This is a genomic window from Streptomyces sp. NPDC048171 (genome assembly GCF_043202655.1).
Taxonomy (GTDB): Bacteria; Actinomycetota; Actinomycetes; order Streptomycetales; family Streptomycetaceae; genus Streptomyces.
Genome location: NZ_JBIDAU010000020.1, coordinates 14,650 through 33,924, shown reverse-complemented (window position 1 = coordinate 33,924; position 19,275 = coordinate 14,650). Strand labels below are relative to the sequence as shown.

15 protein-coding genes and 1 pseudogene are annotated in these 19,275 nt (G+C 67.4%); all 16 read right to left on the bottom strand.

Going from position 1 to position 19,275, the window contains the following annotated elements:
• Positions 1 to 250 precede the first annotated feature (250 nt).
• The gene (locus ACGF3J_RS37005) at positions 251 to 385 is read right to left on the bottom strand and encodes a hypothetical protein (protein WP_393855904.1); all 135 of its coding nucleotides are present in this window, start codon (positions 383 to 385) and stop codon (positions 251 to 253) included.
• Between the two features lie 431 nt (positions 386 to 816).
• Complete coding sequence (locus tag ACGF3J_RS37000) at positions 817 to 4,272, bottom strand: NYN domain-containing protein (protein WP_393855903.1); 3,456 nt, start codon at positions 4,270 to 4,272, stop codon at positions 817 to 819.
• On the bottom strand, positions 4,269 to 5,294 hold the full coding sequence (locus ACGF3J_RS36995; RefSeq protein ID WP_393855902.1) for an AAA family ATPase: 1,026 nt from the start codon (positions 5,292 to 5,294) through the stop codon (positions 4,269 to 4,271). Before ACGF3J_RS36995 ends, ACGF3J_RS37000 begins: the two co-directional genes overlap by 4 nt.
• Positions 5,291 to 7,228, bottom strand: coding sequence for a trypsin-like peptidase domain-containing protein (locus tag ACGF3J_RS36990; RefSeq protein WP_393855901.1), 1,938 nt, complete (start codon positions 7,226 to 7,228; stop codon positions 5,291 to 5,293). The genes ACGF3J_RS36995 and ACGF3J_RS36990 overlap by 4 nt, the downstream gene beginning before the upstream one ends.
• A 43-nt stretch (positions 7,229 to 7,271) precedes the next feature.
• Positions 7,272 to 7,658 (bottom strand): CU044_2847 family protein, encoded by a 387-nt coding sequence (locus tag ACGF3J_RS36985; RefSeq protein ID WP_393855900.1) that lies wholly within the window; start codon positions 7,656 to 7,658, stop codon positions 7,272 to 7,274.
• Positions 7,659 to 8,045: 387 nt separating this feature from the next.
• Positions 8,046 to 8,959, bottom strand: a pseudogene (locus tag ACGF3J_RS36980) (transposase family protein).
• A gap of 173 nt (positions 8,960 to 9,132) precedes the next feature.
• On the bottom strand, positions 9,133 to 9,792 hold the full coding sequence (locus ACGF3J_RS36975) for a hypothetical protein (RefSeq protein ID WP_393855899.1): 660 nt from the start codon (positions 9,790 to 9,792) through the stop codon (positions 9,133 to 9,135).
• Between the two features lies 1 nt (position 9,793).
• Positions 9,794 to 11,884, bottom strand: a complete 2,091-nt coding sequence (gene fxlM / locus ACGF3J_RS36970) for a methyltransferase, FxLD system (protein WP_393855898.1) — start codon at positions 11,882 to 11,884, stop codon at positions 9,794 to 9,796.
• A gap of 18 nt (positions 11,885 to 11,902) precedes the next feature.
• Positions 11,903 to 13,138 (bottom strand): lanthionine synthetase C family protein, encoded by a 1,236-nt coding sequence (locus tag ACGF3J_RS36965; RefSeq protein ID WP_393855897.1) that lies wholly within the window; start codon positions 13,136 to 13,138, stop codon positions 11,903 to 11,905.
• A complete protein-coding gene (locus ACGF3J_RS36960) occupies positions 13,135 to 16,242 on the bottom strand; it encodes a lantibiotic dehydratase (protein ID WP_393855896.1) in 3,108 nt (1,035 codons plus the stop codon). Before ACGF3J_RS36960 ends, ACGF3J_RS36965 begins: the two co-directional genes overlap by 4 nt.
• A gap of 81 nt (positions 16,243 to 16,323) precedes the next feature.
• Positions 16,324 to 16,455, bottom strand: coding sequence for an FxLD family lanthipeptide (locus ACGF3J_RS36955; protein ID WP_393855895.1), 132 nt, complete (start codon positions 16,453 to 16,455; stop codon positions 16,324 to 16,326).
• 106 nt (positions 16,456 to 16,561) lie between these two features.
• On the bottom strand, positions 16,562 to 16,723 hold the full coding sequence (locus ACGF3J_RS36950) for a hypothetical protein (protein ID WP_393855894.1): 162 nt from the start codon (positions 16,721 to 16,723) through the stop codon (positions 16,562 to 16,564).
• Positions 16,720 to 17,163: a hypothetical protein gene (locus ACGF3J_RS36945; RefSeq protein WP_393855893.1), complete on the bottom strand. Its 444-nt coding sequence runs from the start codon at positions 17,161 to 17,163 to the stop codon at positions 16,720 to 16,722. Before ACGF3J_RS36945 ends, ACGF3J_RS36950 begins: the two co-directional genes overlap by 4 nt.
• Before the next feature lie 275 nt (positions 17,164 to 17,438).
• Positions 17,439 to 18,128, bottom strand: a complete 690-nt coding sequence (locus ACGF3J_RS36940; protein WP_393855892.1) for a hypothetical protein — start codon at positions 18,126 to 18,128, stop codon at positions 17,439 to 17,441.
• Between the two features lie 56 nt (positions 18,129 to 18,184).
• Entirely contained in the window at positions 18,185 to 18,589 is a 405-nt protein-coding gene (locus ACGF3J_RS36935) for a DUF6415 family natural product biosynthesis protein (RefSeq protein ID WP_393855891.1), read from the bottom strand.
• A complete protein-coding gene (locus tag ACGF3J_RS36930; RefSeq protein WP_393855890.1) occupies positions 18,586 to 19,008 on the bottom strand; it encodes an ATP-binding protein in 423 nt (140 codons plus the stop codon). Before ACGF3J_RS36930 ends, ACGF3J_RS36935 begins: the two co-directional genes overlap by 4 nt.
• Positions 19,009 to 19,275 lie beyond the last annotated feature (267 nt).

Sequence of the window (19,275 nt, the reverse complement as noted above, 5' to 3'; positions counted from 1 at the left end):
GCCGCACCGGGCGGCGCTGCGCCCTCATCCTGCCAGGCGGACGCCGATCACGACCGCGACGCCGAGCCTCGGATCTGGATACTGCCGCCCAGATGCGTGGTGCGGACGATCGACGAGCTCGCCCAGGTCATGGCCGACACCCTCGCTCCGTAGGAGCCGCTACGCAGAGATGTACATGATCAAGCCACCCTCCTTACGCTGATTGCGCTCGGGGCGCAACGCCGGGCTGAGCTCATCAGCCGGATCGAGGTCATCGGTAACGCGCCTGCTCGGCTATGCAAGCCTGGCCGTCGAGCGCCGGTTCGCCGAGTCCTTTCTTCAGCGTCTTGAGGGCTGGTTCTTCGAGCGGGCGTCTGTCCAGATGAGCTTCCAGCTGTTCCTTCATCGCGAAGGCCGCGCCCCGCAGCCCGTGAGGCTATCTGCGTCTACGGCGAAAACCGTACGGATCGGAGCCTGGCTCGCCAAGACGCGCACCAAACACCGGGCTAGCAAGCTCCCCGATGAGCGCGTACGCCTGGTAGACGCCCTCTTCGAGGGGGACTGGACAGAGGAGGACCCGACACCTGCAGCTCTCATCTAAACCGATCAACCATAGAGGAGGGGAGGAAGCCCGAAGCCTCGGGCATAGTCGATACCACTGCAGCTACTGCAATCAGGTCGACATGGAAACGGTCAGGACCGGCTTTCGCGGCCTGGCTCCATACCCAGAATTCGTCCGTGGACGTTGGAGAACCGCTCACGAGCCAAATGTGCGTCTAAGGCTGACGCCAGCCTTCACTCTCTCCTCACACACAGATCTCTTGGCAGAGCCGTCCATTAGTCAAACCGCCTCTCAGTCTGCTGGCCGGTCTGAGTTCGATCCTCACGTGAGAGCCACGCCAACAGCGCGGACGGGTACACGGGATCCGCCCCTGCACCCACAGCACTGCGGATCACATTGAGGTCCGTTGACACGACGACAATGGTCCGGTCTGGCCGCCGCTCACTCTCCACCAGATTTCGGATCAACTTGACAGGAAGAACGCTGGACGCAGAGAACAGAACTCTGATGTCCCGCGGAGCGGTACTGACCTGCATTGCCAGATCAGGCTCGTCGAAAACGCACGTGATTTCCGCCCCTGTGGGCGCGACGTATCTCGAGAGTCGACGCAGCAGCGTTGACTTCTGTAGCTCTGGGGGAAGTCGGGTGTCCCACTCCGTGATATGGGATCCGTCAACGATCAGGTGCACCCGAGGCAGCGCAAATAGTTGATCAAGAATATTCGGATCCTCGGCAGGCGACGCTGTCAGAGTCAGCCATTCCTCGCGGATCAACTCATCCTGCAGATGGAGAATCTTCACATCTACACCCAGATCATGGATGTGTGTTTTTCTGTCCTCGGCGATGACAAGCCGTACGTTAGGCATCGTACTCAGAGGGCGAACTACGCTGTCCACGATCCCCTGGCGATTAAGGGGGGACGCCTCCGGGAGACGATCCAGCAGCAGGGCCACCGTTTTAGGGAAGCTGGCCAAGTGAGCCACCCACTCGGTGGGTGAACTTCCCGGAAGGTCCAGCCGCCTGGCCAAGAGACGCCAAACATCGTTGGCGGTGCCAGCAATTTTAGAGAACAGCAGGACAGGTCTGATACCCCCTTTCCGCTCCGATTGGCTACTGTCAACCTTCCTATTGCGGAGCATCATCAACTGATGCTCAAGAAGATGGAGAAGCGTCGTCTTGCCAGAGCCGCGGTCTCCCAACACGACCCTTGGCCTGTGATCGGTAGACGTCCCCAGAATCCAGTCCGTCAGGTCATCGAGAGCCATCGATTGCCCACTACTCACGATCATGTCGGGAAAAAGCGGATGGCTCACACTTTCGGGCCGGTCTGAAGGGAAGGTGAAGAAATGAGAAGAGAGAGACGGGTCGGCCGGAACCCAGAGCACCATTCCAGGATCGGCAGATGGCTCCCGGTCGTGGAGCATCCGCTCGATGACACGCAAGCCGAACTCCTGGAAAGGCGGCTCGATACTGGAATTATCGCGCAACGATGCCATCTCGGCGGTCAGTGCGCGGGTGAAATTACTCCCGGTGGAATCCTCATGCACCGTATGGCAAGACAGCAGCCATACGGCTGGGTCCTTAGCAGTAAATGTGTGGGACACGCCACTGGGGAAACACGTATCGAGGATAAGCAGGAGACGAGCCGGGCCACCGGAGAAAGACCGCTGCATCTCGCGGACGGTGAGGCCCCCAGAGTCGGAAGCCCCTCCACTCTCCACCGTCAAGAGCCTGACCTCGCCCTTCAAGGCAGCCGCATGGCCTGCGAAATAGACGACCACCGAATCAGCAGCCCGCCCGTCCTTGCTACGAGCCCAGGCCTTTATGGAACTCAGCGCGACCGCCGAGGTGGGGCTGGACGCCAACTCAGGCAGGACAGCGGTGTAACCCAGCGCTTCGAACTCCGTACGCACCCGGGCCACATCCTTGACCACCCCGGGCAGTGCCCCCATGGATCTAGACCTATACCGCGAAACACCGATGATGATGAGAAAACGGCGACCGCTACTGTGGCCGGGCCTGACCAAAGGATCATCGGCAGGAGCCGAGGTCAACTGCGCACCAGATTCCTCACTGGCAGGGCTCTCCACCATCCCCAACCACTCCGAAACACGGCCGGCAGGCACAGCCTCCCCGGCCTCGGCTGCGGCAGACGTTCTCCGACTGTGGCGACGGCGCACAAGGTGTTGCACCTCTGCCCAGTGGCGGGCCCCCGCCGGCAGAAGAAGAGGACCACCAGGGTCGACCATCGCCGCAGTGAAGCGTGAGACCCCAGTCGGCACGCTCCGCTCGACGTAGGCGGAGACGCTCGAGATGACCTGGTCGGCTTCGTCTCGACGCAAGGTACTGAGCAGCTTTTCCCGCAAGCCGGGCACAAACTCGTAAGCTTGCTGAAGCGGACCCCTCTCTCCACCATCTGCGGGAAGTCTGCGCAAAATACCGCTGAACACGATCTCAGCCAGATCCGACGGCGGACTGCCCGGGAGCATCGCCGACTGCACCAGCCGCATCACAGCGAGATTGAGCGGAGCAGCAGACAGATAAGCCGCAAGACGAAACAGGCCAGGCTGTGCCTGGGCCAAAAACTCCTCGAAAGTGATCGCCCGCCCTTCAACTGCTGGTCCAAGACCGTGGGCTGTCCCCGCCCCACTCGCGGACAGGCGTACTGCCACGCCGTCGAACTCACTGACTCCTGCAACGGCCCAGGCCCAGGACGCCAACCACTCCGGATCCAAAGCCAGTACCGGCACAGGGATCTCGCCAGGCTGGAGGACGTCGGCGCCGAGCGTATACGGGGTGAAGTGGAGACGCATGAGCGAACCACTCGCCCCAGTGCTGCGGAAGCGCCCCGGCTCAGGCGACAGCGCCGTCTGTCCCCACAGGTAATCGGGCAGCGCCTGCAAAATCGCGGTCGGGCCTCTACGCGCCCACTGCCGCAGCGCACTGCGTAGGGCCTCCGTGCCCCAGCCCTGATCAACCCCGTCGGTCAGAACCAGCGCGACAGTGCGTCCGGTGGGATCACTCGCCGTCGCAGGGGAGCGGAGCCTCCCTCGAGGACTCGTCGCCAGGCCGGGGGAGCCATCCGGCCGCCGGCGCAGCCAATACGTACGCATGTCCCGAAAAGCCCCAAGCTCCCGCAGCACACTGAGCAGCTCACGGGCCATCGACTGCCACAGTGCGCCACCGTCCCCATGGACGTCGATGACGAGTGCGAGGTCGAGCCACCGGTCCTGGGCAGGAACTAGGACCGGCATCCACTGGCCCTCATCAGCGATACGTTCGGCGGTGGCGTCCTCGTCAACAACCCATCGCGTATTCGAGGGGACACGGCGTTTGAGCGGACGCAGCGACCTAGCAAGGGCACGCCGACGCGTCAGTGCAGGCGCTCCTGTGACACGGACCGGCGACGCCGTATGCATACGGCCGAGCTCCTCGCCCGACGCAGCGGTATCCGTCAGATACAAACGGCCAGCCTGCTCGCCATCACCCTCACTGGTGGACGCGTCTGAAGTGCCGCCGACGTCCTCCCGGCCGTCCGGCACTAGCAACTCCGCCCCACTCACAGCTGCGCCAGTAGGCGCCGAATCGGGCCGCACGACGGCCCCCGACGGGAGATTCGCTGCCAGCCACAGCAGCTCCGCGACCTCCCGTGGACCGGGCGGCAACCCCTGCGGATCCAAGGCGCCGAGCAGCGCGCCCAGCCTCGTGATGCCGTCGTTCTCGCTCGTCACTCGCCAGCAGCCGTCACATTCAGATGCTGCAGTACCAACCTGGCAATCCTGTCCGGATCAGGCGCGCCTTCCTGGACCGTCCGACCCATCAGATACACGGCATTAAGCAGTTGGTCGGTGGCGAGCTCACCGGTCGCCGCACGCTCCATGAACGCCTCGATGATCTGTTCCGCCCGTTGGTCTGCCCCCGGAAGATGAGCGCGCACGATGGCTCGCAGTCGCGCCCCATCATCGGAGACAGCAGGCAGATGAAGGCGCACACACCGCCGCAGGAACGCAGGCGGAAACTCTCGCTCCCCGTTGCTCGTCAAGACCACGAACGGGAAAGCCCGGCAGCGGACCATGCCACGGCGCACTGTCACTTCCGCGCCATCGTCGGCCGGCTGCACACGGACCGTCTCCTGCGTTTCAGCGGCCCGGGCCAGCTCCAGGATCTTGAATTCGCCTTCCTCGAATACATCGAGAAGATCGTTCGGCAAATCGATGTCGCTCTTGTCGATCTCATCGATTAGCAGGACACGCGGCAGCGTATAGGGAGCCAAAGCCGTGCCCAGCGGCCCAAGGACGACGTAGCGGCCAACATCCGCCTGGCTCGGCTGCTGGCCCGTCGCCGTCTGGTGCCGAGCCACGCTGGCCTCCTCAAGACGGCCCAGCGAGTCGTACCGGTACAACCCCTCACGCAGAGTGCTCTTGCTGTTCACTGGCCAGCGCAGCACCTTCCCCAGCCTCAGCTCACTCGCCACAGCATCCGCGAGCGTCGACTTGCCTACGCCAGGATCTCCCGTGACCAGCAGTGGCCGGCGCAAGTACAAAGCCGTGTTCACCGCCTCGATGATGCTCTCGTCCGCCTGATAGGCCGCAGACCGCGGCAGCCGCCGTCGACCCACCACGAGCACGTCGCGATCGAAGGGCGTGACCTCGTCTTCCGCATCCCCGAAGTCCCGCCACGGCGGTGGATCGGGCAAGCGATCAATTCCGTCGTGAGGCTCACTGGTGCCCTTGTAAATCCTCCACTCACTCAACGGCTCTGTCCTTCCTCAGCCTGGAGGGTCGAAACCAGGGGAGTACGGGGAATCTGCCGGGCCGGATCGTCCCACAAAAGAACGACATGCTCACCGAAGTGGTCTCCGACTTCCTCCTCCATCTCCGCATCGTTACGCAACCGGCAAATCCTGTCAGGCACGTCGTCCCGCGCAGTGTCGGAAAGAGACTCACGCGCCCGGATAAGAAAACCCGGATCCGGACAGGCATCCCGACCCGGAATCCCACAAGGGTTGCCACAGACCGACGGGCCGGGCGTCGAGTCCCGCTTCCACAGCATCACCGGCACTCCTGATGTCAGCGCAACCGTGTACGCGTCGGCAACGGGCGACCGACCCGGCGACCCGGCCAGCGCCAGAGCCGCCAATGCCGGATCGTTGTTGAACATGGCATCGAGCGCCGCCTGACGCTGACGATCACGCCCGCAGACACACACCAGCGCCTCGCCCACCTGCTTTCCCTCAAGACGACGCCACCGCTCCTCCCACGCCGCATGCAAGTGCGGCGCTTGGTGCCTCTCCAACGGCCGCACCACCAGGTCAAACCTGCGCCCCAGCGCCCAGAAGCCGACCTCCGGCCACAACTTCCAGGCGACGAAATCCTCGTCGATGACCCCGCGCGGCAAAATCAGCTCGATCAATCCCCGCTGCCCTGCGACGTCACCCATCAACTCGATCTGCTCAGCCAACAGACCAGAGAGCAAGCTGAAAGCCTCCGGCAACGAGACAGCCGACGACTCCGCCATGCCCGGCACGATGTCGTGCGGCGACCGGTACCGCCAGAGCATGACATGGAAGAGATCCTTGTCCCGGAAGGAAGGACGGACCCTGCCGATCACGGAGGGCCGCCCGGACGGCGCACCCTCACCAGCCAGCCGCGCCCGTATCTCTTCCCCCAACCCGAGCCGGCCCGCGACGATCAGGACCTGGTCACGCAGTTCGGTCACCGCCTCCAGCGACCTCGAAAGCTCGCGGACCAAATCTGCACAGAAAGCAAGCTCATAGGGAAGCACACCAACGGGCGGATCCATGAGCGCTGCCAACTCCATGTAGACATCGCGACAGGCGAGCAAGGGCCGCTCTGGAACCCGCGTGCCGGCCGGTGCAGCGGCCAGGAACGCCGCACGATAGGAGACACCGATGCCGGGGGAGACGGGCAAGGCAGACAGAAGACTGAGAAAGCTCCTGTCATCAGCCCGCACCGCACAGACCGGACCCGAAGAGTCCTTCTCCACCCGGTCCGACAGCGCATGCCACCGCGCATCCGCCTGATGGAAGCGGTCATGTCCCTCAATGACGACCCGGTACACCTCCGGATCAATCAGACGCAACGCATCGACCGGCACGGCGAACCCACCCAGGGAAGAGTCCTCTAGGCGGGTCGCCTTGACGACCGCGCACACCCCACCACTGTGGTGATTCAATACCGGGCCCCCGGAAAGCCCCGGATTGATCTCGCCCATGACGAGCTCCAGCAACTCGCCACCCGGCTGCGCGCTCCGACCTCCGGCGGTCAGCATCGCCCGACGCGGCGCCGCCTCACCCGCAGTCAACGTGTCTGCGAATCCCACCGTCGTCAGCTGTGAGCCCTGCGCAGGCATGGCCACGTCGAGCCACACACAGGGATGACCTGCAGGCGGATCTACAAGCTCCACCACCGCCAGATCGGGGAACGCATACAACCCACCGAAGCCCTCCCCAGCATTGACAGAAGCCGCACGAACCACGGCCTCGTAGTCACGACCGCACCACCGCACCCGCACAGGCAGACCAGCTTCATCGCCAGTGACGTGAGCACAGGAGACGACGAATCCAGGGGCAACGAAGAACCCTGTGCCGTCAGTCACGCCTTCGACAAACACACGGCAGTTCTCCTGCAGCTCCTGCAGCGCGGTGACCGGAGCGAACCCTCGCATGCCAACCCCTATAAGCTTAGAGACCTGACGATGCAGGAGAAACTCACACCTCGTCACCGGATGGAGGGACGGCCGACGAGCCGGCCGAAGCGGACTGGCCATACGAGGAAGCCGGACCGGGGCCCCCGGTGACCCACTTGAGCGTCACCTTGAACGTGGCCTTCCCGCCAACACCGGTCAGTGCGGCGACCACTCCATGCTTGCCGGCGGCCAACTCCAAACCAAACTCAACGCCGACCTCGTCAGGGCGCGCGGTCGTCACTGCAGAGCGCACATTCTCTGCCACAGCGTGCAGCGACTCCTGGAAACCCTCGATCCGCTGCGAGACCTGGTCACCGAACCCAGTGTCTCGGGGCCCCTGCCGCTCTACCATGGCCCACACCACCTGCCCGTCAGGCATAGCGAGTTCGATGGGCTGTTGCTGTGCCAAGGTCCCCCCTCAGAAACTGCGTGACGTTGAGCCGCGGAACATCCTAGCCGTGCAGGTCCCCGGGCGACGGCGAGTTGGAGCAGATGGCAGTCTCAGGTCAGTGGTCATCAAACGGCCTGCCTCTCGCAGGGAGAGGCACCACCCCCGATTACGGAAGCTCCAACCGTGCCATCGCAAGGAACGCATGCCCCGCTGCTGCCTGGCGTAGCCGGCCGGTGGGGAGCGCGGCGGACACCGGTTCGGGGAGCGCAGCGGACCGAACTCGCTTTGGCATTGAAGCGAAGCGAAATGCCAATCGATTTATGGATTACCGTGGCGCGGTAATCCATATAACGAGTCGGTGCGTTATAGCGGGTGAGGCGTGTTAGGCCTTGCCGTGGCCGGATTTCAGACGTTGGCGGTGCGGTCGGAGACGAGGCCGACGCTGGCGCGGTAGGTGTCGGGCAGGTCATTTCGCCGGTGTGTCCAGCGGGTCAGTTGCTTCCAGCGTTTGTGATCGGCAAGGTCGTGTTCGACGGTGATGCGGTCGGACGAGTGCGTTGGCGGTCCCATTCCCACTGCTCGATTCTGCCGGGCAACGCTTCCGGCCGCGGTTTTCTGGGCGGTGTGATGGCTTGGCCACGGTGATCGCGGCCCAGGCCGAGGGAGCCGCCGTCCAGGAGGACTTCGACGTAGGGGAAGCGCCGGAAGCAGACGGCGATGCCTTCGTTGCGGGCGGCCGTCGTGTCGTGCAGACGCCCAGGGCGCAGGGCATCGGTCCATAACGTGCGGTCTTGATCGTCCGCGATCACGGTGGCCTTCATCGTGTTCTGCTTCTTATTGCCCGAGACGAAGGCACGACGTCCACCGCGGCCGGCCGGTGCCGGCGGATCTGAATCTCGGTAGCGTCCAAACGCAGCTCGACGCCCGTCGGCCTGGGCATAGGCAAAATACATCCGTCAGCGTCCGAAGCCGTAGGCCGGGACGGTTGGGAACCGCGCACCCCCGCTCCGCCAGGAGCGTGCGCACCTCTCCGATCGCCCGGGTGACCGTGGGACGGTCGACGCCGAACAGCAGGGCCAGCACCGAGTGCGGTAGGTCGTGTCGCAGATGGATCAGCGTGGCCACCAGCCTGTCGACGGACACCAGCTGATGGCTGGCGCCGGCACCCGCGGCCCGCTTTCTGGCCCCGCCCCGCGTCGCATGGCGGCGACCTTCAATCCCGGCCTGCCGCGGCTCGGCCAACTCTGCAACCAGAAAGGCAAAATGAGGCCGAGACGCCCCGTGAACAGCCGATGCGCCAGCACCGCCCGATTGACCATGATCGCCACAGCGGGATCATGCCATCCACCTGGCACAACACCTCACCCGCTATCACGCACCAACTCGAAAGAGGTGATCTCGTTTGGTGGATCAGTGAAGGTGCCCCGGCGGACTGCGCTTTCAGTACTGGTGCGACGATGCGGATATGCGTGAGGTCGAACGGCCCTGCTCGTCAGACGGTCAGCCCAGTACCGAGCCGCCGCACACCCCGCACGAGCGTGTACGAGGCACTGAGGAAGATCAGCCCGGTGGCCGTCTCGCGTGTCAGGGGCGCAGCGGCCATGACATGGGAGATCGCCTTCCTTCGGCGCGTCTGCACCTGGTCGACGGTGACGCGTCGCAGCAGTTGCAGTTCGCCGGAGGGGTCGGCGAGCACGCGGCGGCTGGCTTCGTGCAGCGTCTGCCCCTCGTACACGCCGCCCGCGGGAGCATCAGCATGCCGCGAAGGTCGGCGACGGCGATGCGGTCGGTTGCGACGGGCACGAGCAGCGAGACGCCGACGACCGGCGGTCGCCAGTTCGCGGATGCGCAGTCGGGCCAGGTTGACCAAGGGCTCCAGGGCGTGCCGTGCTTCCTGCGCGCCCAGGGGTTGGGCGCGCAGGACGGTCTCGGCGTGACGCCAGCACAGGGCGCGTGCCAGGTCCGGCATGCCGCAGTCGCTTGCGGTCAGTGCCGCTTTGTTCAGGGCGACGGTTGCGGAGGGCACATCGTTGTCGCGCTTGGCGGCGGCAGCGAGGTCGGTGATCTCGCGGACCCGTTCAGCGAGGGGCGGGCACGCTGGACGTGGCCGGGCAACGAGCGGGAACCGCTTCGCTATCTGGCTGACGTCCATGTCATTGCCATTCGATGACGATGCGGTTCAGCGGGTTGTCGAAGGTGAAGCGGCCGGGCTTCGGCGCGAGCGGGGTCGCGTCGAGCGGCTGGATCTCGAATTCGACGTCGAGGGCCCGCAAGCCCTGGTCCCAGGTGCGGATCTGTTCGGCGACGTCCGAAGCGAGGGCTTCGGCGTCAGGGCCGTGGCCGACGACCCCGAATTCGTACAGGGTGGCGCCGTCGGGGGCCGTCTTCGCGTACGGGCGTCGGGTGAGGTAGGTGAGAGTGCCACCTTCGATGACCGCGGTTGAGGACGGATAGGGGGCGGTGACCAGGCCTTTCTCGATGGCTACGTTCTTGGCGGGCATCCGGCTCAGGCCGTTGGGCATCGAGCAGGCGAGCCATAGCTCCAGGTACTCAGCCGACTCCGGCCCTCGGAAGGTGACATCCGTCCACACCTCAGCGCGCGGCTGGCGGAAGACGTCGCCGAGGGCATCCGCGTCGACCATCTGGTCCCCGTTGGTGACGAGGGTGACGGTGTGATCGGGGTCCAGGGGAACGAACACCCGCGGGTCATCGGCGATTCCGCGGCGCAGCGGCATGAACGTGTTCATCTGGCTGCCGACGCTGCGCCAGGCTCCGTCCTGGTTCTCGAAGGCGATCGAGCGGGAGACGCTGCCGCGCAGGCGCAGCGGCGTGAGGAGCCGTCCGCCGGGGGCGAGCTGGTCGAGCCAGGCGTGCGGAACACCGTGGGCGCCGACGGTGGCTTCGATCCGGTCGTACGGCGCGTTGGGGGCATGGCCGACGGCCCCGTCTCCGAGGATCACTTCCACGTTGTGGATGTCGGCGGCGGCCAGGCCGCTACGCGCGCCGTCCACGATGTCCTCGTCCACGTCGATCGTAGTGACATGTCCCCTCTCGCCGACGAGGTAGCCGAGGAGTCCGGCGTTGAAGCCGGTGCCGGCCCCCAGCTCCAGGATCTTGTGGCCGGGCTCGACGTCGAGCTGTTCCAGCATCATGGCGACGACGTCGGGCTGGGAGGCGCAGCTGATGGAGCGCCCGGATCCGTCGAACTTCGTGTCCACGGGGGCGTTGCCGTATGCCTTGTCCAGGGGGGTGTTCGGGACGAAGAGGTGGCGGGGTACGGTCCGCATGGCCTCCTCCACCCGGGGTGTGCGCACGCACCCGGTCTCGACCAGGTGGTCGATCAACTGGGCGCGCAGACGGTCGGCGGAAGGGGCTTCGATGGTGTCGCTGTTCACCCCGTTGACCGTAGTGCTCGGCGCCCCCTCAGTTCGGGCGGACGTGGCGTTGTTGCTCGTTCCCATGACTACCTCTTTCGCGAGTGTTGACAATGTGTGCTGGTCCTGGGCGGGGAGGCCCAGGCGGTTGAAGTGGAAGATGCCGTGGTGGGCGATCACGGCCCGCAGTCCTCGTTCCAGGCGGCCCTGGCGGTTGAGGTCGGCGAGCTGCTGGCCGAACCACTCGAAGGTGGCTATCCACTCGGCCAGCGGCGCGAGCCGGCCCTGGGTGACGCTGCGGCTGGTGGTGCTGACGTCGACGGTCATCAGCCGGTGGACAGCGGCCCGGTGCCGTTGCGGACTACAGACCTTGTCGCCGGGGCGCTCGGCCGCGATTTTCGCCCAGACGTCGCCTTGCTCGTACCAGTCGAGTCCCGCCGCGCGCATCGCCACGCTGAGCAGGAGGACCGCCAGCTCGCGGCGGCCGAGCTGGGGGCCGCTGGCAGCCTGCTGGCGGGCTGCCTCCTCCAGCAGGTGACGGCTGTCGCGGTGGAACAGGGTGTGCGCGATTCTCATGGCAGCCGGTCCGCCGAAGGCGGCTTCTTCCGGTTCGTAGATGCCGGTCGTCCAGGAGGCGAGGACGCCGGCGTCGACCAGCTCGTCCAGGGCAGCGTCCAGGGCCTTCGTTGAGTCCGGGCTCGCGGCCCGGTACCGCAGCCGCCACCAGGGGTACTTCCGCAGGAAGGACCACTGGACCAGTTCCGCTTCCTGGGTGGTCAGCACCGGGAGCAGATGCTCCACGGCGGTGGCTTCCGCGCGGCTCCAGTCGGTGAACCGGATGAGGCGTTGCGGCCATTCGTCCGCAGCCATGCTCCCTCTTCTCTTCGTCTAGTTGGTCACAAAGCAGGTGTCCCACCCGGACGCGGACGGCGCCCCGGTGTGGAAGGAGTGCAGGGCGAGGGCGGTGCCAGCGGCACCTTCGAGGAGCCCGATGTCGCCGCCGGGCGGGTTGATCAGGGAGTCCGCCAGGGTGCCGGGCGGGGTGTCGGTGATCGGGGCCAGGAGCCGGGGCAGGCATTCGGTGAGGCCGGGCGTGAGGGCGTCGGCGGCAGCGAGTTGCGTGATGTGCGCCAGACCCGCGAAGCCGTGGCACAGGGAGACGTCCACGGTCGCGTCGAGTTGTCCGGGGTCGGTCATGGCGCGCAGGAGGGCGAATTCAGCGGCGTGTTGGCGCGGCGGTTCCTTGAGGGCGAGAGCGGCGAGCTGCTGGGCGCGGGCGAATCCGGCGGTGCCGTAGCACCAGGACGGCCGGGAGGGTCCGGGGCCGGTCGTGCCGGAGCGTAGCTGCTCGCGTGTGATCCAGTACGGCCACCACGGGCCGGCGGGGCCGTCCTGCTGCCAGTGGTCGAGCCAGGCCAGGATGCGGGTGATCGCGTCGAGGTGACCGTCGACGGTGATGCTGCGGCGGGCTGCGAGGGAGAGCACGGCGAGGGGGCCGCCGATGCCGTGGGCGACGCCGTTGTTGGCGTGCCCTTCCGGGTAGTCGGGGGAGGGCGTGCCGGAGGGGGCGAGGTGGCTCCACCAGCCGGGCAGAACTTCCCCGTCGTACTTGACTGGCTCGGTCAGGCGGACCAGGTAGGTCAGAATTTCGCGGAGGAGGCCGGTGTGGGCGTCGCGGTGCAGCAGGAGCCCGGCCATCCCGCTCAGGCCGCGGATCGTGTCGAACTCCGCCAGTGCGGGCATCTCGCCGCGGTCCATGCGTGCGTGGGTTTGGGTGAGCCGGTCCTGGATGGCCTTCGTGACGTACCGGTCGAGGGTGTCCAGGGCGCGGGCGTAGCGTCCGGGGCGGTCGGCGGCGGCGTGCAGGGCGAAGGCGAGCGCGGGCGCCCCGTAGTAGAGGTGGCTGTCCGGGCCGCCGACGGCGGGCTCGGCTGCGGCGCAGGCGAGCCAGTCGTGGGCGCGCTGCCACGGCCCTTGGCCGGTGCGGGCCCGCTCGATGTGCAGCAGCGCGACACCGGCCGCGCCGTGCGCGAGTGACTGCGTGGCGGTGATGCAGCCCCCGTACGTCCTGCGGCGAGGCGAGCCGCTCGGCGATCGCGTCGGCGGCAGCCCGCGCGCTTTCACGCAGGTTCATGGTGATCTCCTCGGTGAGTCCAGGCCATTGCGGCGGCGTGGGCCAGCCGTACGCACATCCGCTCGTCGTCCTTGTCGATGCCGGCGGCGCGGATGTGGTGGGCGTGCAGCAGCGAGTCGAGAACGAGGTCGGGGTCTAGGCGACCGAACTCGTCCAGCTTCTGCCGGTAGCGGGCCAGGGCCGCGTCGCGCTCGCTCCAGGCGCTGGCGATGGCGTCGCCGCCGGGAGCCGCGCGCAGGGCCGCCCAGCCGTCGGCCGGATCGGCCAGGCGCACCGCCTGACCGCGCACGGTTCGGTCCATCGGGCGCGGATCGGTGATCCGGGCGTGGGTGATCAGCCAGTTCATGCCAGCCGCGGTGCTGCCGGTGAAGGCGGCGGCGAGGGAGACGAAGTTCGCGGCGGCGAGGACCTGTCGGTGCGGACGGGTGCTCTGGGCGAACTGAACGGCCAGGGCTCGGGAGTCAGCGGCGAAGACGTCCTCGGCCAGGCTCATCAGCAGCCCGGGGCCCCACCGGCCGGTCTCCGGGTAGGAGGTCGCGAACTGCATGTCGGTGAGAAGCCCGGTACGGCGCAGTCCGTTCGCCCAGGCACTCACGCGCTGCGCGGTGAGGGCGAATTCCTGCTCGCTGGGGATCGCGATGCGCAGCCGCAGGTGCCAGCGGGGATCGCGGTAGCGCATGTACCACCAGGTCGGCGGCGCGTCCCACTGGCCGAGCAGCGCGGGAAGGTGGTCGGCAAGGATCACGGGCTGCCGGTCGACGTGCCCGTACAGCTTGACCAGCAGCCAGGAGGCCGTGCCCGGAAGGTGCCCGTGGTCGCGGGGGACGAGCTGGTCGACGGTGACGGGCGCGATGGCCGGCCATTGCGGCGGGCGGACGGCCGTCATCGGGGCGATGATCTCGTGGGCCCGTCCGTCGAACCAGCCTCCGTCGGATTCCGCTTCAGTCAAGATCGCTAATTCATGGGTGTCCAGGTGGGCGCGTAACAGCGCGAGGTGCGCGCGCTCGGAGAGGTCCAGCGGCAGGAGCTGGTCGCCGTCGGCTAGCGCCACGTGGTCAGGAACTCGGCGGCGTGCGCGCCACCCGTCGGCCGCCTTGTGCCACTTTTCCCAGGAGGCGTGGCGGTCGGGCAGTTCTGACCGGTCCAGTCGCCACCTCGCCGGAGAGAGGATCGCGCGGCCGTAGCGCACACGCGGCAGGTACGGCAGGTACGGCAGGGCGGTGGCGGACGCCCAGGGGAACACGGTCAGGCCCGCGGTCTGGGAGCGGCTGATCTCGGTGAGGAAGCGCGCGAGCGGCGGCGTGTGGCCCCGCAGGTCCAGCGCGTGCAGCGTCATAGGGTCCAGTTGGCACGCCCGCGAGAGGGAGACGAGGTAGAGCCTGCGGCGGTCGCAGCCCACGGCGAGATCGTCGAGCGTGATCGTGTGCGCATCCACCTCACGGTGCTCCGCCAGGCTGATGACGGCCGGCAGGAGTTCGGCAACGCGGGTGACGTTGGTGTCGCCCCGGTCGAGTGGGGTGAAGGAGACCTGCGTGGGCACCGCGCCGGTCGCGTTGACCGGCAGCTCCTCCAGCATGACGGCCATGCGGGCCTGATCGTCTGGTGCGAGCAGCCCCAGGCTGCGGCCGATCGTGGTGCCGATCCCGCGGGAAGGGGTGATGCCGTGAAGAACGAAGGCTCCACCCTCCAGAGCTTCTTGCGAAGCGGCACGGATGTGGAAGCGCAGCTCCGTGTGGGCCGGTAGCTGCGGGGCGTTGCGGTCTCCGACCGTCAATGTGCGGATCAGGTCATCGTCCAGGCTGATCTCGTCGCGGCCGTCGAGGACGGCCGCCTGGGCGAGGGAGAGCAGCCGTTGTTCACGGGGGGTCAGGGCCTCACCCTGTTCAGGTTCCGCATCGCGGTATCCGGCCGGGAACCCGAGGCCGACGTCCGGGTCCACCAGGTCCCGGACCGGGACGAGCGAGTTCATGCCGTACCGCTCAAAGAACTGGTTGTGAAAGTCCTTCCACGCCGGAGTACCGAAGGGATAGGCACTCAGCCGGGCCAGCACCGTGGCGGCCTGCTCCGCCTCGCGGGCAACCCGTGGGGGCAGAGTGAGGGAGCAGTCCATGCGCAGGTCCAGCGTGAGCGGCTGGACCTTGACGGTACTCAAGGCGGTCATCTTCTGACGTAAGGCAGTACGCAGGCGCCGGCCGTCCACCGGGGCCAGGACCTGGTTGTGCCGGGCGATGGCGTCGCGGACCGCCCGCAGGTCGCCCACAAGGTCCGCGGCTGATGGCGCGGCGGCTGCTTCGGCCCGGTCAACCAGGTGGTCCAGGGCATCGAGGGTGGCCGAGGGCGCGTGCAGGCTGCTGATGAGCACACCGCGCTCGACCAGGCTGCTGACGAGCCCTTCCACCCGGTCCGCGGAAACGCCGGGGAACTCGGTCCTCATCAGTTCGACCACCGCATGGACGGGGACGGGAAAGGCGGCGGCATCGACGGCGATACGTACGGCGCCGGTGTACCGGAGGGACACTTCGGCCGTCATGCTGCCGTCGGTGCGGCAGAAGCGGGGCGGGTAGGGCAAGATCAGCCGGTCGCCCCGTACGAAGATGGTGTTGTTGGCCATCACATCCAGGTGCCGCAGGAGTTCAGGGTTTGCTTCCAGGCGGGCGATCAGGTCCGCGATCCAGTCGCCATCGGCACGGATGACGGGTCGGTGCTGCTCACCCCAGGACCATCCCGGTCGTTCCCCGAACGAGGCGGCCGCGATGCCGGCGAAGAGACCGTTCGGGGTCGCTCGGCCCGTCATACGCAGCAGGTACCGCATGACCGACACCACTGCGCGGCGTAACTGACGGGTCTGGGGGCTGGCCACCGAGCACAGGGTCTGAACCTGCTGCGCGAGCAGAGGGCTGGCCTGCTCGATGGAGTCGGCGGCTTCGGACAGCGACCAGACGTCGCGCAGCCACGTCTGCCACCGCACCTCACGGTCCGGGGTGTCGTCGGTGAGGTCCGGCCACGCGGGAAGCGGCAGTCTCGAGGAACGTGCGGCGCGCACCAGCGCAGCGTCCGCGCACCGGTACAGCGGGTCGTCCTTCCGGGAATCCATGCACCCTCCCTGGTTGTGGCGTGTGGGGGTGCCAGCCCGCGCGGCGCAAGGCCGCACGGGCTGGCAGATCGGTGCGCGGGGTCAGGCCACGTTGGTGGCGCACGGGCTGGAGCAGGTGCTGCCGCAGCCGTCGTCGGTGAGGTTGATCAGCATTGCGGAGCCGTCGTCGGACTCCAGGACGCTGATGTCGAGGTCGAATTCGTCGTTCTGCATGTACTGATTCCTCCGTTGTCGTGCGCGGCTCCCATCGAGCCGCGGGGGACGTGCCGCGTGTGCGGCGCCGGCACGACATGGGCGTCGTGCCGGTGTTCTGGTGCGGTCAGGAGCCGCTGGAGACGCAGGCGCTGCCGCAGGTCGAGCCGCAGCCGCCGTCGGAGGCGACACGCGCCCCGACCGTGTCACCCAACTCGGGGACCATGAGCCGGGGCTTGCCTCGCGCCCGTGCCGGTGCCGGTGCGAAGGCGGGAGCGGCGGTGGTCACGGGGGCGGGGGCTCGGCGGTCATGGTGGCGCGAACGGTTTTGCCGCCGCACTGGGGAGTGAGGAACCAGCTGAGGTGGGCGCCCTGTTGCCTGACGTGCCACAGGCTGCGCCCTGAGCGGCTGTTGACGGCGTCGGTGAAGCGTTCGAAGGCGGGGTGTGGATCGGCGACGTCGATGATCAGTTCGGTGGCTTCGGTGACGCGGAGCCAGGCGCGGATCTCGCGGAGGCAACCCGTCGTTTCGGGGGTGTGGCCGTGCTGGACGGCGTTGTCGACGAGGTGGCCCAGGACGTCGGTCGCAGCGTGCACGTTGCCGGGCCAGCCCAGCACGGTGAGCAGAGTGCGGCCCATGATGCGTGCCATGGCCATCGCGCCGGTGCCTGCGGGCAGCTTCAGGGTGACGGTGCGTACGACCGGTGCGGTCACCTCTGGGGCCTTCACGTGTGGAACTCCTCTAAACGGAACGGGGGGAGGGGGCTGGGGGTCGTGCTGGGGAAACGCGTCCTTGGGGCGGTAGTTGAGGTGGGGCGGGTCCGTCAGAGGTGGAGTCGGGGGAACTCCGCGGACCCGCCCCTGTTCACCGGCCGCCTGTCCTTTCGTGTGGCCGGCCGGTGAGTCTTTGAGGCCCTGCGCCGCGACGCTCATGGGCGCTGGGGAACAGCAACGTCTGGATCCTGGGTCGACACGGCGGCGGTGCCGGCCTGGTCGGCAGGGCCTCAGCGGTGAACCGCCGGGTCACGGGCCGAACCTTGCGCAGCGGGGTCGGCCAGTTCCTGCAGGAGTTCGTTCATGTCGAGGACGCGGAAGGAGCTGAGGCGCCGGATGAGCTGGGAAGCGAGCAGGGTGGGCAAGTTGGGGTGGGCGAAGGGCAGAGCGTGGTCGGGCTGGGCGACGACCCGCATCTGCGCTTGCGCGTTCAGGCCGTAGAGGACGCCGTGCACCCCGTACAGAGGCGCGCTCCGCGCCAGGAACACCATCGGGTTCTTCTCCAGGTGAGGGCAGAGCGCGGCCGCGGCACGAGCGTGCCGGGCACACACCGGCGGCTGGTTGGTGAAGATCTCCGGCCGGGTGGGGTCTTCGTCCCGGGGGCCGGTGAGGAAGATGAAGCCGAGCGGGGTGCGGGCGGGCCGCGCGCAGACCTGGCAGTGCAAGGCCTGCATGGTGAGCATCTGCCGGTAGGGATGCATGAGCTTCCACTGCGGAACGCCGGTCGGCATCTGCCGCTCATCCACCGGATTGAAACCGCACCGCGCCCACAGGATGCCGCGCAGAGGCCGGTCTCGGGGGTCCTCGTCGCCGTAGTACAGCCGAGGCCCGGCCGCATGCCGGTGGATGAGGAGGTTGTCCGGCGCCGCTTCCTCGCCCTCGCGCTGGGTGATGAAGGGAACCAGGCCCTGATCGGACACGGCATACACGTTGCGGTTCCTCTCTCTCGTCGTGCCAGATGGGAGCGGGGGAGTCCTCATGCCGCCTCCCTGAGACATCCGAGGGCTGCCAGGCGCTCCAAGAGTTCGTTGACGGCCCAGGCCAGCCGACGCAGTTGGCCCACCGTCGGCACGTGTGCGACTGGCGCCTGCTGAGCGCACACGGCTCGGGCATGCTGGACCAGTCGCCTCGCCTCAAGATCCTCTTGGTCGGCTTCGGTGGCGACGGCGATGTCCGCGAGCCTGGCCAGGTGCCCATGCAGGCGCACAGCAAGGTCAGCGAGCAGATCCCGGGGCGGGAGGACGTCGTCCAGTACTGCGCCGACGTCGTCGAGGACCGTGTCGCCGTCGTAGGGGGTCCACTGCCGCAGCTTCGTCAGGACGCCGGCCAGTTCTGACGGGCCCAGCGGCGCAGACCATGAGGGGGCGGTTAAGACGGTCACGGCTGTCCCTGCGGGGGAAGCGGCAGGCAGCACCACGTCTCTGCCCCGGCCTCGCTGGTTCCCCAGGTGCCGCCGTTCTCCTTGGCCACGGCGTCGACGAGCAGCAGACCCCGACCGGACTCCGCGGTGAGCCCGGGGCGCTGGGGTGCGGCGGGAGTCGGCATGCCGTCTCGCACTCGCACCCGCAACGCCCCGTCGGCCACGGTGATGATCAGGCTGATCTCTGTCGCGCCGCTGTGCTGCAGGGCGTTGGTCAGCAACTCAGAGACGATCAGCATCACGTCATCCGTCATCGCCTCAAGCCCGCAGTAGCGCAGCTTTGCCGCCGCGATCCGACGCATGGTCCCCACCCGTAACGCGTCCTTACGGTGCGGCGGTAGGCTGCTGCGCTCGGCGGAGACCTCGAAGCGCTCATCCATCACGTCCCCGCCGCGGCGCGGGGCGAGCGGTGCATGGGTGGGCTCGCGGAGGCTGGGGTGCAAAAGCAAGCCGGTAGCTGGCGGAGTGGTAACGCAATGAGCCCTCTTCACCTCGTCACCCCGCTACCGAATCGGTCGATCAGGCACGCCTGGTGCGGGGGGAGCGCGGAGCCAGGACAGGTGCCCACGAGGCCCATCGCCATGCTGCCTGGCAACGTGTCGTGTCGGTGAGTTCGGCAACGGCCGAGGCGCATCATGGCAGGACGC